The sequence below is a fragment of the Sedimentibacter hydroxybenzoicus DSM 7310 genome, from assembly GCF_013403245.1.
Classification (GTDB): Bacteria; Bacillota; Clostridia; order Tissierellales; family Sedimentibacteraceae; genus Sedimentibacter; species Sedimentibacter hydroxybenzoicus.
In genome coordinates, this window is record NZ_JACBNQ010000003.1 from 113,099 (window position 1) to 126,461 (window position 13,363).

Here is a 13,363-nt window from a genome sequence, read left to right on the forward strand (position 1 = left end):
GAAAAGCCGGATGAAAGAGAAAATCCTATGAACACATATGAAAAAAGCAAAACAAAATATAGAATAAAGTATGCTGCTGCATTTATATTGCTGGTATTAGCGGAAGTATTTATTGCATTATATGTGCATGATAATTTCATACGTCCATACGTTGGCGATATATTGGTGGTGGTTGTGATTTACTGTGCTGTAAGAACGTTGTTCCCAAACAAAATTACACTGCTGCCGCTTTGGATATTTTTGTTTGCAGTATTTGTTGAATTTCTGCAATATGTTGGAATAGTAAGTATTTTAGGTCTCAATGAAAATGAATTTTTTCGAGTCTTAATGGGTTCGGTATTTGACTGGAAGGACATTATTTGCTACGGAATAGGGTTCATCTTATTGGTCGTATATGAAAAAAGGATATATCCTTGAAAGATATATCCTATAAGCACTTACGCTGTAGTCCAGAGTAATTACGCACCGATTTTAATTAATATTTTCGAACAACTGCCTTTACAACACCTAAAATATAAGGATTTTTTACTAAGATTGGATCTAATAATTTATTCTCAGGCTGTAAACGAATATGATCTTTTTCCCTATAAAAGGTTTTAACGGTAGCTTCGTCATCTATTAAGGCAACAACATAATCTCCGTTTTTTGCTGTATTCTGAGAGTTAACAATCACATAATCACCGTCTAATATTCCGGCCTCAATCATACTTTCGCCTTTAACTTTTAATACGTAAGATTCCTTATTACCAACAAAGTCTATTGAAATTGGCAGAGTATCATCAACATTTTCAACTGCTAAAATCGGCTCTCCTGCAGTAACGGTTCCTATAATAGGAACATTTATAATTTCTTTTTTAGGCATATTGCTGCATATGTCATCAACATCGATCAATTCGAGAGCTCTTCTTTTATTATTTCCTTTTTTTATGTATCCTTTTTCTTCTAATGTATTAATATGGGCATGTACCGAAGAAGTAGAGCTTAATCCAACAGCCTGGCAGATTTCACGGATTGATGGAGGATAACCTCTGAGAGTCAATTCATTTTTTATGTACTTTAGTATTTTAATTTGCTTATCACTTAAGCCATCATATTTCATTGGTTCACCTCTTTTTGTTTTTTATATTTTAACATACATCCGAAAACAAATCAAACATTTGTTTGAATTTTTGCAAAAATTTGTTGACATCGAACTAATGTTCTGTTAGAATGAAAATAGAAAATTTGTTCGAGGTGTATTATGATAATATTTAATAAATACAGAATAACTAATATTAACCGTTTTAAAAGATTCGTTTTTATGTCAGTATTATTTATTAGCATTATAATTTTTGCTTCATCCTTGACTATAAATGCATACTCCAAAGACATACCTCAATTTAAATACATAAACGTTCGGGAAGGGGACACTCTATGGTCCTTAGCATCAACGTACATGGATGATATAGAAATAAGAAAAGCTATATTTGAAATATCAAAGCATAATAATATTCAAAACGCTTCAATATATCCAGGCGACGTAATTGCAATACCTGTAAAATAGATTATCCTTATTAGGGTAATTTTTTATTCGTATTGACAATACGTATTAATACGTATATAATAAACGTAAGGAGTTATTAATATGCCAATGACTTCAAAAGAGATAATAAGGCTATTAGAACAAAATGGTTTTGTATGTGTTAGACAAAATGGTTCTCATAAATTTTTTATAAATGATAAAACTAAAAAAATGACTACTGTTCCATCACACAATAGAGATTTACCGAAAGGAACAGAGCAAAAGATATTAAAAGATGCAGGTTTAAAATTGTTTACAAAATAAGGAGTGTTTTTAATGAAGAAATTATTCTATCCTGCTATTTTTCAAACCGAAGATAATAATGCTTTTTCTGTTTTTTTTCCCGATATAGAGGGATGTAACACATGCGGAGAAAGTATGGAAGACGCTTATGAAATGGCTATTGATGCATTAGGCTTAATGCTTTCATATATGGAAGATAACAATATGGAAATACCAATGGCTTCAAAACCCCAAGATATCGTTTTAGAAAAAAATCAATATTTAGTTATAGTTGAATTTGATATGTTGGCATACAAAAAGAAACATAGATCTCAAGCAGTAAAGAAAACACTTAGTATACCATCTTGGTTAAATGATATGGCTATTGAAAACAATGTAAATTTCTCTCAGATATTACAAGATGCTTTGATTAACACCCTGAATATTAAATAAGATGCATTTTAGTCTGCTAAAAAGTCCATTTGCATCGCTTCCGGATAAATTTTTTCAACAGACTAATGTTCATTATTCAATGGATTCTGTTTAACGGCATCACGAAGCTGTTCTTTGTCTATATGTGTGTATATCTGTGTTGTTGAAACACTTTCGTGACCTAAAATTTCTTGCAGAGCACGTATATCCACATGACCATATTGATACATCAATGTTGCCGCAGTATGGCGAAGCTTATGGGGGGAATATTTCATTCCGGATAAGCCCGCTTCTTTTAAATATTTATCAACCATGTGCTGTACGCCTTTTTGTGTAAACCGTGTTTTTCGGTTACTTATAAAAAGAGCATTCTCATGACCGGGCTTTGCATCCGGACGAACCTCTAAATATTCTTCAATTGCCTTTACACAGGCATCGTTTAAATATATGGTTCGTTCCTTATTTCCTTTGCCGACAACAGTTAAGGTATCACCCTTGATTTTATCTATATTTATACCTATAAGCTCCGACAAACGCAGCCCACAATTTAAAAATAGTGTAATTATTGCATAGTCACGCTTTTCATTGGAACCTGAAATTGATATCAATAAATTCTTTGATTCATTCAAAGTTAACGCAACAGGCAGACGACTGTTTTTCTTAGGAGTTTCCAAATCTAAAGCTGGATTCTCAGGAATTAATTTAACAATAGAGTACAAATATTTGAAAAAGGAACGCAAGCAGGCAATTTTACGAGCTTTGGTTCTGTTTGAATTATTTCTTTCCCTGTCTATGTACGCAATAAAGGAATGAAGATCCATAATTTTAATTCTTTTCAACGTATCAAGGGAGACCAGGTTAATATCGATATTTTCAAAATCCTTAATATCAGGGGACAGCTTAAACCTGATTACCAAAAATCTATAAAAAGTTCTGAGATCCAAATAATATTCACTTACAGTTTTTTCTGATCTGCCTTTGATAGATAAAGAATATTCCAAAAAATCACTGAGCGGAGCAGGGCAGAGGTCATTATAATTTACAGTCATAATCTTCTCCTTTTTAGTAAAATAAAAATGTCGCAAAATCTTCTCAATAAATTATATATAATATCGAAAAGAAAGACAAGCTATTTTTAAATACTTACTTAAATATGTCTTTCCGTAGTTAATATGAAATACAATACGTAACATTGTTTAAAATAAATAGAAGTATCCCAAACATATTCATTGAGATTGAACTTAATAAATATCGAAATAGATGTACATTAAAATTCATATTACGATTACCATAAAAATAAGCTATATTTTACAAATAAGTCCATTTATAAGGCTAATTGGTGCTTAATGATGAAACCTACAAAATTCTACAAGGTATATTTGGTCAAGAAACAAAATAACTTTCGTTAAAACGCATTTTAAAGCCTCGTATTTTTACATATATTAACCGTTTGAAGAAAGGGACGGTTTTAAAATCACTTGATAAACTGCAAACCAATTTGTATATTAAAAGTACTGTTATAATTAAAATCAATATATAATAATGAATATACCGTTAGCAATCAACCAATGAAAATTATAAAAATATTTTCATGTGACAAATCGGATGAACCAAAGACATCGTATGAAAGTTTATTTTTCGTATTGATTAAAAAACTCCGGAAGTAGTACAAAATCAACACCAGAGTCAATTTGAAGGTCCTGCGCCCCTTTTGATGTTATTTTATGTCGCAAAATAACTATTTTGCGACATAAAATAAATATATCACAGTGGGAATTTTGTTTGCTCCCCACTGTAATTACATCCTTTACAATCGCTACTCTAACAATCAGTATAATCTTTATTAAAACTCTAAAATCATATCATACCACTTAGCTCCGCCGTGTCCTGAGTTTGATATGCCTTTATTTTTAAAACCGAATTTTGAATAGTAATTAATGAGATGCTCTTTACATGTCAAGATAATACCTTTTCGACCGTTTAATTTCGACACATCAATCATGTGATTCATTAATTGTGCTGCAATTCCTTTATTGCGATATTCAGGAATTACATCCAGACCAAATATAGCCTGGTATTCCCCATCCGGAGTATGTAATGATGCGTCACTGAACAATTCGTCATATATAGTATTTTTGTTAGTTATACAACCGTTGATAAATCCGATTATTTTTCCGTCACTTTCTGATACAAAAAAGCTATGCGGAAATGTATTGATACGTTGTTCTAATGATGACTTCGTGGCTGCCTCTGCTTCCAGAAAGCATACTGCTTCAACTTCTGATACTTCATCCAAATCTTCTATCTTTACTTTTCTTATATTTATCATATGTATTCCTCTTTCATATATCATTAAACTATTGTACATTATTTTCCTATACTTATCAATGATAGGTTAAACATAAAAATGGGAACCCGCATTTCGGTTCCCATTTTTTCATCTGCTTTCGCATCCAGCATAAGCGACTGACACCAAATCAAAGATTTGGGTTATCTGCTTTCGCATCCAGCATAAGCGACTGACACCAAATCAAAGATTTGGGTCATCTGCTTTCGCATCCAGCATAAGCGACTGACACCAAATCAAAGATTTGGGTCATCTGCTTACTTTAAAGACAACGTCTTGTTTTGATTTCCTGATTGTTTATTCGTAGCAATTATATTTACATTTCTGTCCCAATGTCTGTGCATAGAAATATCATTTATAAATTTATTAATCTGCATATTTCCGTCAAGTATTGTAACACCCGACTGAGCTGCCATATTTGCATCTAACAGCATAGATATATTTTGAGAAACTAATATCGGTTTATAGTGCATATACGTTTCATGAATAAATCTTTTTACTTCAGTAACAGCCTTATCATCCAAATTTGGTCCTCCGATTACATAAATTGCGTCCATGAGCACCGGATCTGTTGTTGTAAAAGTATATTTCGGTACTTGCTCTTCCCCGCCGGAGCCTTTTACAGGAGACAATGTGCTGCTGATTATCTCGGGAGTTGTCTTTGCATCATAAAGTGCATTTAACACAGCATTAAACTCCTCTGAATTGTATCCTTCACATATTATGCATCCTACCTTTAAGGTATCCGGCCTTTTCACTGTATTTGCCTGACTGAGTGCCGGGGAAACCTTACTATATTTTGAACATTCTCCCTCAGGTCTGTTAACCCCGACGGAATCTGCTATTTGATTGGCCATGTCAGTATTTACATTTCCGAACATATCCACAACTTGTTGTCTTACTTCTTTGCTTTTAACCTTTCCAACCTCAAATTTAAATGCATCCATAATATGCTTTTTTTCATGCTCGCTCATGCTGTTATAAAACATTGCTGCCTGTGAAAAATGATCCTTAAAGCTGTCGCTTCTCGCTCTTATTTTATTTCCGCTGACTTTTTCCTGATAATGAGCGTACCCTCCTTCGGATTCAGATACAGTTTTAGGAGTACCGTTTGCTAAGGAATTTCTATGGTAGCTTATATTACTGGTATTAATTGTCTGTCTGTGATAACCATCCCTTTGATTGTTATGAAATTGAACCAATGGTTTATTTATAGGTATTTCATGAAAGTTTGGCCCTCCTAATCTGATTAATTGCGTATCTGTATAAGAAAACAGTCTTCCTTGAAGAAGCGGGTCATTAGTGAAATCAATTCCGGGAACCACATGCCCGGGATGAAAAGCAACCTGTTCGACCTCTGCAAAGAAGTTATCAACGTTTTTATTTAAAGTTATTTTACCGATAATCTTTACAGGTATATCTTCTTCTGGCCATAATTTTGTAGGGTCCAATATATCAAAATCCAAACTAAACTCATCTTCTTCAGCCAATAACTGCACGCCAAATTCAAACTCAGGGAAATTACCGCAGTCAATTGCTTCCTGCAAGTCCTTCCTGTTAAAATCAGGGTTTTTTCCTGCTATTTTTTGAGTTTCATCCCATACCAAAGAATGAACACCTAAAGCAGGCTTTAAATGAAATTTTACAAAGGTTGCTTTGCCCTGTTCGTTTATGAATCTGAAGGTATGTACTCCAAAGCCCTCCATCATACGATAGCTTCTGGGTATTGCTCTGTCAGACATAGCCCACATAACCATGTGAGCGGATTCTTGATTATTGGCAATATAGTCCCAGAAGGTATCATGAGCAGATGATGCCTGAGGTACTTCTGTCCTTGGTTCCGGTTTAACAGCATGAATAAAATCCGGAAATTTAATTGCATCCTGCATAAAGAACACAGGCATGTTATTAGCTACTAAGTCATAATTTCCTTCTTGTGTGTAAAATTTAATGGCAAAGCCTCTTACATCTCTAACTGTATCCGCAGAGCCTCTGAATCCTGCTACCGTTGAAAATCTTATAAATATAGGAGTTTTTACATTTGGATTCTGTAAAAATCCTGCCTTTGTATATTCTTTCATAGATTCATAAAGCTGAAATTCTCCGTGAGCTCCCGTTCCTCTGGCATGAACAACTCTTTCAGGAATTCTTTCATGGTCAAAATGTGTTATTTTTTCTCTAAAATGAAAGTCCTCCATTAAAGTTGGTCCTCTTTCCCCTGCCTTAAGAGAAAATTCATCTTCTGTCATTTTAAGACCTTGATTGGTTGTCAGGTCTTTTCCCATATCATCTACCCGGAATTGATTTAATTGTTCATCCTTAAAATTGTTCATAAGTACTTCCTCCTTAGTCAGATATTCATTATTCAAATTTTAACCTTAAATTATAAACTTATGCACAACAACAGGATTCTTAAGATGGAACATTTTTTATTTAACTATAAAATAGTCCATCTTAAGTCAGCTGTTCATGTTTTTGTAATTTTAAAATTAAGAAAATTATTGCCGGTATATAGACTAATGCAATTATTCCAAAAGTTAATGTAAGCCCTATTTTCTCCGCTATAAATCCGAATAGAGGAAACACCCCTATCATAAATATGCTGAACCACAAGCTTTCAAATGACAATATGGTTGCTCTTGACTCGGATGGTATTCTTCCGTTAATGTAGTCACTTAGTATTGTAAAGGCTAATCCCCCGGTTAAATTTGTTAACAAGTAAAAACCTATGGAAAATTCAGCTACAAATGCCAATCCCGCCAAAGCAATCACGTTCAAGGCGGATAAACTGATTAATATTTCTCTGATATTCAGCCGTTTTTCTATTTTATAGGCATACTTTGAGCTATATGCTTCTACAATGCTGCCTATAAAACAAATAACAGCAATTATCGTTTTTGTATAGCCCATATCCGAAAAAAACTTCTGACTGTAAAAAAATACAGTTGTTTGCAGGCTGCCCAACAGTGCTGAAAACATAATGATATACAAAACAATTTTTCTGCATTTTAATATATCAATGCTTATTTTTAACTGATTAACAAATATATTTTCTTTTTCCTTTTTTAAATTTCCGATATTATGCTTTCTGTTAACAGTTGGTTCAGTAAAATTCAAAGATACCATCAGTGCTATAATCTGTACTATCGCGCCGAATACGTAAGCATACAGGAACTTAACATCTGCTAATATTCCTCCAAGTAAGATTGCTATGCCTTGAGAAATTGACATGATAAAGGCTGTCTGCCCCCATATTTTTTTATATTTCCCCTCCTCGCCTGATTCTTTTAAGCTGTCGTAAATCAATGCTTCCGCAGCTCCTGAGTTCAGGTTCATCGCTGCACTGCTTAAAATAAAAGAGATAGCAAATTCAAGGAAACTATTTGCTGTTATCATCAGGATGCATGAAATTAAATTCACTACCCTTCCTGCTACTACACTAAATTTCCTTCCGTATAAATCTGCAATTGCACCGGAAGGAATTTCTAAAATCAACCCTGTAATATGATAGATCGATTCAAGGATACCTATTTCAATCAACGACATCCCTCTGAATGCCAGATAAAGTACCCATATGGCAGAAGTCATATTCAACTGCAAGAAAAAATTATATACATATCCGATAGATATATTTCGTTTTAATTTACTATTCATTATTCCTCCAAAACATTATGTTTTTATATTTCAAAAAATAAAATAAGCTTTCTAAATGAAAGCCATATGGAAGAATGAATATCCTTAATAAATAAAAAAACTCAAGTAAAACCCGAGTCAGAATTCATAAACTAAAAGTCTAAAAGAATCAGAACATGGATTTATACATTTGCTGTTTTCATACTAAAAATGGATACACTTCTCCCGTAAACTACCGAAATTCCATTTTTTGAAACAGAACTGCTAAATTTACATTGCTTATTCAAAGTAAAATTTGCAGAACCAAATGTTATTACCATGATATCCTCCTAAAAATTTATAGTTTAATTATATAATAATTATTGTTAAATTACAACAATTATTTATTTGTTAATGATATCCTTCGTTTACGCTCAGGATGACAAATTGTCAGGTAACTGTTAATAGTATCATTTATTTTATATCTGTAATAATCACTTTGTTTTGTTATCGGAATATTATATTAAATAATAAAGGAAAGGAGGTTTTAATATGATTCAAATCGTTTATACTGTACAGCCGGGAGACACGCTTTATAATATAGCTCGTCTATATGGCAGCACTATACAGGAAATTGTAAATACAAATAATATAGCAGATCCTAATTTGATTTATCCGGGTTCTGTCATATTAATCCCTGTTAAAGAAGAAGATTTAGAAACTCCGCCCGGCAGCATTATATATACAGTTCAGCCCGGTGATACCTTATATATTATTTCACTGCTTTTTAAAGTAAGTATCCAGGATATTCTGTCATTGAACAATATTACTAACCCATCGTTAATTCATCCTGGTATGAAAATTATATTACCAAGGGATGCTATAAACCCCTTCGTACCTGTTGAACCAGGAATTGTACATTATACGGTGCTGCCCGGAGATACTATATATAAAATTGCAAGCAGATTCGGAACTACTGCCCAGTCAATTTTAAATGTTAACCCGGAATTAGAACCGCGCCAGCTAAAGCCCGGTATGACTATAACCATTGCGCTTCCGGAAAATGCTGTTGCTATATATATAGGTAATCCGTCTAAAAAAATGGTTGCTCTGACCTTTGATGCAACCTACGGAGATAATCAAACATATGAATTGCTGGAAATACTAAGAAATAATGACATAAAAGCAACGTTCTTCCTGTCAGGTATCTGGTTGATAAATTATCCTGATCTTGCAAGGGCAATAGCAGCTGAAGGTCATGAAATAGCAAACCATAGCTATACTCATCCTCATATGCCGCTTATACCATTGCCGGAAGTAAGAAACCAAATCGTCAGGACTGATGCTCTTATAAATAATGTTACTGGCTCAGGTTCATATTTATTCAGGCCGCCATACGGCGAATATAATCAGGCAATTCTTAACGAGTTAGCTGCTCTCGGTTATGTAACCATAATGTGGACTATAGATACATTGGACTGGAAAAATCCGGGACCTGACACAATTATAAATCGCGTAGTTGAAAATATCGAGCCAGGTGCTATTATTTTAATGCATCAGTCAGCGCCTGATACACTTGCAGCTCTTCAGACAATGATAACGAATTTAAGAGAACAAGGCTACGATTTCGGAACGGTTACACAGGTTATAGATCCCCTGTAAGGAGAATTATAGGAGTTCAATCATTAAATATGGGATATGCCGCATATTGACATATCCCATTCCCTTTAATAGTCCATATTTCTCTCGTATCTTATGGTTTCATTATTGACTACTAATTTAAAATAATCTAAAACTCCCGTTTCCATTAAACCATATAATCCAATGTTCACAATTAAAATAACCGTTACAACTAAAATTGAAAATAAATCATATTTTATAATTACATTTTCAGTGCTCTTTCTTTGCATACCAGCATAATAAAGTATTTCTGCTCCTATTATTATTAATATTGACGGCCATAGCTTGATTGCTATTTCAATAGCTGACAACATACTGAATTGTGAAACAAACAGGATAACCCCAAAGCCGATTAGGACTATAGCCATAGATATTGTGCCCACTCTTTTAATCTTCAGTGTAATCACTCTCCCCCTCTATTACTATCTCATTGTATTCCGGATAGGTATTTTTTTCTGATTCCTCCGGAATATTTTCAACAATATCCTCAGGTTCCTTTTTGTTTCCCTTCAGCAATACAAATCCTATGATAATGAATATTAATGACACTATGGATGTTTGTATATAATTCCTTAATTGATGAGGTATCAGCGGATACAGTATTCTCTCAATTATTATTATTACACCTATGCTTATCAATCCATAGCCAATCCATTCGTGTTTTATGGCAGGCAGTTCTATCTCTTGTTCCTCAATATTATTTTTGGATCCTTCCGCAATATGCATTGCATCAAAAAAACTATAAAACCATATCAGAGGCAACAAAAATAACAGTAGTGATATGCCCAACCAGCTCATAAAAAATATAGAGAAGAAAAATGACCCCATTAACATCAATCCTTTTTTCTGATACCCTATATACATATGACCGGCTCCTGGAACAATCGATAAAGCCATTGATATGCTTTTTTTGCTGCTTACTATTTCCTCTTTATTTATATAAATTTTTTCCTGACTGCCTGTAGCCGTTTTTTCATAATTTTTTCTTTCCGCTAAGCGCCATGATGAAAACAAATCCAATATTGCTATCAGCCATAACACTGAGTAACCAAGCATAAATAACACTATAACCTGACCTGAACCGTATGTTACAAATCCAAGAAAAATGGTTCCCAAAACACCCGCTCCAAGCATTCCTAAAAATATTAATCCTCTCTCTTTTAATCCTATATACAAATGAGCCAACCCCGGTATAAAGGATAATATAAATCCTATAAATTTACTCTTTTCTATCAAAATTATTCCTCCTCAATCACATTTTTTTCATTATTTTCAATACTAAACAACAAGCTTGATGTTGAATCTATTATTCTGTCAGAAAAATTGGCTATTAAATTCTGACGTACCTGAACTTCCTGTATAGATGCTGTTATTTTAGGAACTGAATCAACCAGATTAGTGTAAAATCCACTAAGTGTTAAAAATATCGTTACTGATGCTACTGCGGCATAGTACCCAAGTTGATAATTAATGGATTTTTTAACTTTATTGACTCCATGAATATTAAGCTTAATAATCTTGGATTTAGTTATATTTTCTAACACCTTGGGTGTAAAGTCTGATGGAACAATGTCTCCGGCATAGCTTTCCTCTTGTTCATTTATTAAAGATAGGAAGATATCCAAGCAAGCTTGACAATTATATAAATGTTCTTCCATTTCCTTCATTTTTTTATTTGACAGTGCTTTGTTCTTATAAAGCAACCACTCAACATAATCATAATGTTTCATCTTCACACCTCCACTTCTCTCTTAATAACACCTTAGCCCTATACAATCTGGATGCAATTGTTTTTATAGTTACATCTTCTTCCTCAGCTATTGCCTCATACGTTTTTTCCCGAAAATAAAATTTTTCTAATGCAACTCTATAAATATCCGGAATGCTGTTTAATGCTTTTTTTAACTCATCATGTTTATATCTCTCTAATAATACTATTTCCGGATTAGCTGTCAGATCAACATTATTATCAAAATTATCAAACGATTCAAGGATTTCATCCTTGAATTTCGCTCTTTTCTTCCTCAGCCAATCTATTGATTTATTGGTTGCTATACGACCTATCCAAGCCTTAAAATTATTTTGATCGTATTTGGGAAGGGAAACATAAATCTGGAAAAATACTTCTTGTGCAACATTTTCCGCTTCATCATAATTCTTAATAAAATTCAGAATAATAGCAAATACATACTTCTTATAATTATTAATTAATATTGAAAATGAATCTTCATCTCCCAAAGCCGCTTTTTCAATTAAAAGACCTTCATTTTCCATGCCTCCCCTCCTCTCTATATAATAATAACGAATAATATTTATAAAGTACTGCAAAAACAATAAAAAATTTTTCTGCATTCACTATGAATATAACATTATTACGACAAAAAAGCACCAATAATGGTGCTCAGGCTGCTGAAAAAGTCCCTACGCTGCGTTGTGTAAATTTTATTGTGAACCTTATCTGCAAATTTTTATGTTCGGAATTGTATTTAATGTCTCAATATCCAAAATAAATACAACTTTTCCGATAGATTTGGCATATTTATTTATGGCATTTATTTCATTTGTATTATTTGTATACAGTATGATATATTTAGATTTATTTATCATATACAAATCACGCTTAATCATGCAGTCATGTGAGAAATTATGTTGGAGCATAACTTCTTTATCAATATTTTTCATAATGGAGTAATACTTGTCCCTCTGAGATTCAGGCCAATTTATTGTATAATTTTCATATGGCACTATTCCCTCTAAAGTAACACCTGAAAATTTAGTTTTTAATTCAAGAACAATCTCGGCAGAAGCTTGTTCTAAACCAAATTTCATTCCACTTATAAAATGAGTTACTGAAAAATCTTCAATCAAGCTTACACATACTTCTTTAAGCTTAGATTCTAACTTAATATAATCCGAATTATCATGGCTTAATTCCATAAAACAATCTTGTGAATAACAATCGATAAAACAGCATGTCTTATGTTTTTTCAAATTTCCACCTCATATTATAAATATTAACAAAATCAATACGCTATTTGCTTACTATTATAATTATAGCTTATTTAATACGCTAAAAGCAATAGTTAATATATAATAGAGGTGATAGAATTGAAAGAAAATATGATTCTAATTGGTAAAAGATTACGTAAGCAGCGGGAAAAATTAAATATGACTCGTGAAGAATTTGCTGAAAAAGCCTGTATCTCTCCTCAATTTCTTGCCGAAATTGAAAATGGAAAAAAGGGAATGTCAGTGACAACACTTTATAAGATATGTAATAACTATAATTTATCTGCAGATTATCTCTTATTTGGTCGTTTATCAAATGATGTTTACCCTGATAATAAAAGTTTAACCGAACCGTACCTTTCTTATACTGAGGATATCCTTGAAATCGTAAACAATATAATTTTAGAAACACAAAATAATTATAACTCTGCACACAAAAAGGACAACTAAAATTCCATATGAAAACAAATCTCCCCTAAGAATAACATTCCGAAGGGAGA

General features: G+C 32.8%; 16 protein-coding genes. 6 read left to right on the forward strand and 10 right to left on the reverse strand.

The window, feature by feature from the left end; all coding sequences use genetic code 11:
- Positions 1-27 precede the first annotated feature (27 nt).
- Positions 28-417: a ribosomal maturation YjgA family protein gene (locus tag HZF24_RS05410; protein ID WP_179237261.1), complete on the forward strand. Its 390-nt coding sequence runs from the start codon at positions 28-30 to the stop codon at positions 415-417.
- A gap of 58 nt (positions 418-475) precedes the next feature.
- Here HZF24_RS05410 and lexA read toward each other — a convergent pair whose 3' ends face one another.
- Positions 476-1,099 (reverse strand): transcriptional repressor LexA, encoded by a 624-nt coding sequence (lexA, locus tag HZF24_RS05415; RefSeq protein ID WP_179237262.1) that lies wholly within the window; start codon positions 1,097-1,099, stop codon positions 476-478.
- A 141-nt stretch (positions 1,100-1,240) separates the two neighbouring features.
- Here lexA and yneA point away from each other — a divergent pair, with 141 nt between their 5' ends.
- The 3 genes from yneA (at position 1,241) to HZF24_RS05430 (ending at position 2,236) form a co-directional block, all read left to right on the forward strand.
- Positions 1,241-1,543, forward strand: a complete 303-nt coding sequence (gene yneA, locus HZF24_RS05420) for a cell division suppressor protein YneA (RefSeq protein ID WP_179237263.1) — start codon at positions 1,241-1,243, stop codon at positions 1,541-1,543.
- A gap of 81 nt (positions 1,544-1,624) precedes the next feature.
- On the forward strand, positions 1,625-1,825 hold the full coding sequence (locus HZF24_RS05425; protein WP_179237264.1) for a type II toxin-antitoxin system HicA family toxin: 201 nt from the start codon (positions 1,625-1,627) through the stop codon (positions 1,823-1,825).
- A 12-nt stretch (positions 1,826-1,837) separates the two neighbouring features.
- A complete protein-coding gene (locus HZF24_RS05430) occupies positions 1,838-2,236 on the forward strand; it encodes a type II toxin-antitoxin system HicB family antitoxin (RefSeq protein WP_179237265.1) in 399 nt (132 codons plus the stop codon).
- A 62-nt stretch (positions 2,237-2,298) separates the two neighbouring features.
- On the opposite strand, the gene HZF24_RS05435 is transcribed toward HZF24_RS05430, so the two are convergent.
- The 4 genes from HZF24_RS05435 to HZF24_RS05450 form a co-directional block, all read right to left on the reverse strand.
- A complete protein-coding gene (locus HZF24_RS05435; protein WP_179237266.1) occupies positions 2,299-3,264 on the reverse strand; it encodes a tyrosine recombinase XerC in 966 nt (321 codons plus the stop codon).
- Positions 3,265-4,058: 794 nt separating this feature from the next.
- Positions 4,059-4,544: a GNAT family N-acetyltransferase gene (locus tag HZF24_RS05440; RefSeq protein ID WP_179237267.1), complete on the reverse strand. Its 486-nt coding sequence runs from the start codon at positions 4,542-4,544 to the stop codon at positions 4,059-4,061.
- Between the two features lie 275 nt (positions 4,545-4,819).
- On the reverse strand, positions 4,820-6,895 hold the full coding sequence (locus HZF24_RS05445; RefSeq protein ID WP_179237268.1) for a catalase: 2,076 nt from the start codon (positions 6,893-6,895) through the stop codon (positions 4,820-4,822).
- A 121-nt stretch (positions 6,896-7,016) separates the two neighbouring features.
- On the reverse strand, positions 7,017-8,216 hold the full coding sequence (locus HZF24_RS05450) for an MFS transporter (RefSeq protein WP_179237269.1): 1,200 nt from the start codon (positions 8,214-8,216) through the stop codon (positions 7,017-7,019).
- A 510-nt stretch (positions 8,217-8,726) separates the two neighbouring features.
- Here HZF24_RS05450 and HZF24_RS05455 point away from each other — a divergent pair.
- Complete coding sequence (locus HZF24_RS05455) at positions 8,727-9,836, forward strand: LysM peptidoglycan-binding domain-containing protein (protein WP_179237270.1); 1,110 nt, start codon at positions 8,727-8,729, stop codon at positions 9,834-9,836.
- Between the two features lie 65 nt (positions 9,837-9,901).
- Here HZF24_RS05455 and HZF24_RS05460 read toward each other — a convergent pair whose 3' ends face one another.
- The 5 genes from HZF24_RS05460 to HZF24_RS05480 all read right to left on the reverse strand — a co-directional run bounded on the left by HZF24_RS05460 (position 9,902) and on the right by HZF24_RS05480 (position 12,845).
- On the reverse strand, positions 9,902-10,261 hold the full coding sequence (locus HZF24_RS05460) for a LiaI-LiaF-like domain-containing protein (RefSeq protein ID WP_179237271.1): 360 nt from the start codon (positions 10,259-10,261) through the stop codon (positions 9,902-9,904).
- On the reverse strand, positions 10,242-11,090 hold the full coding sequence (locus HZF24_RS05465; protein WP_179237272.1) for a hypothetical protein: 849 nt from the start codon (positions 11,088-11,090) through the stop codon (positions 10,242-10,244). Before HZF24_RS05465 ends, HZF24_RS05460 begins: the two co-directional genes overlap by 20 nt.
- 2 nt (positions 11,091-11,092) lie before the next feature.
- The gene (locus HZF24_RS05470) at positions 11,093-11,584 is read right to left on the reverse strand and encodes a hypothetical protein (protein WP_179237273.1); all 492 of its coding nucleotides are present in this window, start codon (positions 11,582-11,584) and stop codon (positions 11,093-11,095) included.
- Complete coding sequence (locus HZF24_RS05475; protein ID WP_179237274.1) at positions 11,571-12,128, reverse strand: RNA polymerase sigma factor; 558 nt, start codon at positions 12,126-12,128, stop codon at positions 11,571-11,573. The genes HZF24_RS05470 and HZF24_RS05475 overlap by 14 nt, the downstream gene beginning before the upstream one ends.
- A 180-nt stretch (positions 12,129-12,308) precedes the next feature.
- Complete coding sequence (locus HZF24_RS05480) at positions 12,309-12,845, reverse strand: SLOG family protein (protein ID WP_179237275.1); 537 nt, start codon at positions 12,843-12,845, stop codon at positions 12,309-12,311.
- Positions 12,846-12,962: 117 nt separating this feature from the next.
- Here HZF24_RS05480 and HZF24_RS05485 point away from each other — a divergent pair, with 117 nt between their 5' ends.
- Positions 12,963-13,313, forward strand: coding sequence for a helix-turn-helix domain-containing protein (locus HZF24_RS05485; RefSeq protein ID WP_179237276.1), 351 nt, complete (start codon positions 12,963-12,965; stop codon positions 13,311-13,313).
- Positions 13,314-13,363 lie beyond the last annotated feature (50 nt).

Bases quoted from the DNA above. Each gene is read 5' to 3' on its own strand.
- lexA (WP_179237262.1), bottom strand. From the start codon at position 1,099: ATGAAATATGATGGCTTAAGTGATAAGCAAATTAAAATACTAAAGTAC.
- HZF24_RS05435 (WP_179237266.1), bottom strand. From the start codon at position 3,264: ATGACTGTAAATTATAATGACCTCTGCCCTGCTCCGCTCAGTGATTTT.
- yneA (WP_179237263.1), top strand. From the start codon at position 1,241: ATGATAATATTTAATAAATACAGAATAACTAATATTAACCGTTTTAAA.
- HZF24_RS05450 (WP_179237269.1), bottom strand. From the start codon at position 8,216: ATGAATAGTAAATTAAAACGAAATATATCTATCGGATATGTATATAAT.
- HZF24_RS05475 (WP_179237274.1), bottom strand. From the start codon at position 12,128: ATGGAAAATGAAGGTCTTTTAATTGAAAAAGCGGCTTTGGGAGATGAA.
- HZF24_RS05440 (WP_179237267.1), bottom strand. From the start codon at position 4,544: ATGATAAATATAAGAAAAGTAAAGATAGAAGATTTGGATGAAGTATCA.
- HZF24_RS05430 (WP_179237265.1), top strand. From the start codon at position 1,838: ATGAAGAAATTATTCTATCCTGCTATTTTTCAAACCGAAGATAATAAT.
- HZF24_RS05445 (WP_179237268.1), bottom strand. From the start codon at position 6,895: ATGAACAATTTTAAGGATGAACAATTAAATCAATTCCGGGTAGATGAT.
- HZF24_RS05455 (WP_179237270.1), top strand. From the start codon at position 8,727: ATGATTCAAATCGTTTATACTGTACAGCCGGGAGACACGCTTTATAAT.
- HZF24_RS05470 (WP_179237273.1), bottom strand. From the start codon at position 11,584: ATGAAACATTATGATTATGTTGAGTGGTTGCTTTATAAGAACAAAGCA.
- HZF24_RS05410 (WP_179237261.1), top strand. From the start codon at position 28: ATGAACACATATGAAAAAAGCAAAACAAAATATAGAATAAAGTATGCT.
- HZF24_RS05425 (WP_179237264.1), top strand. From the start codon at position 1,625: ATGCCAATGACTTCAAAAGAGATAATAAGGCTATTAGAACAAAATGGT.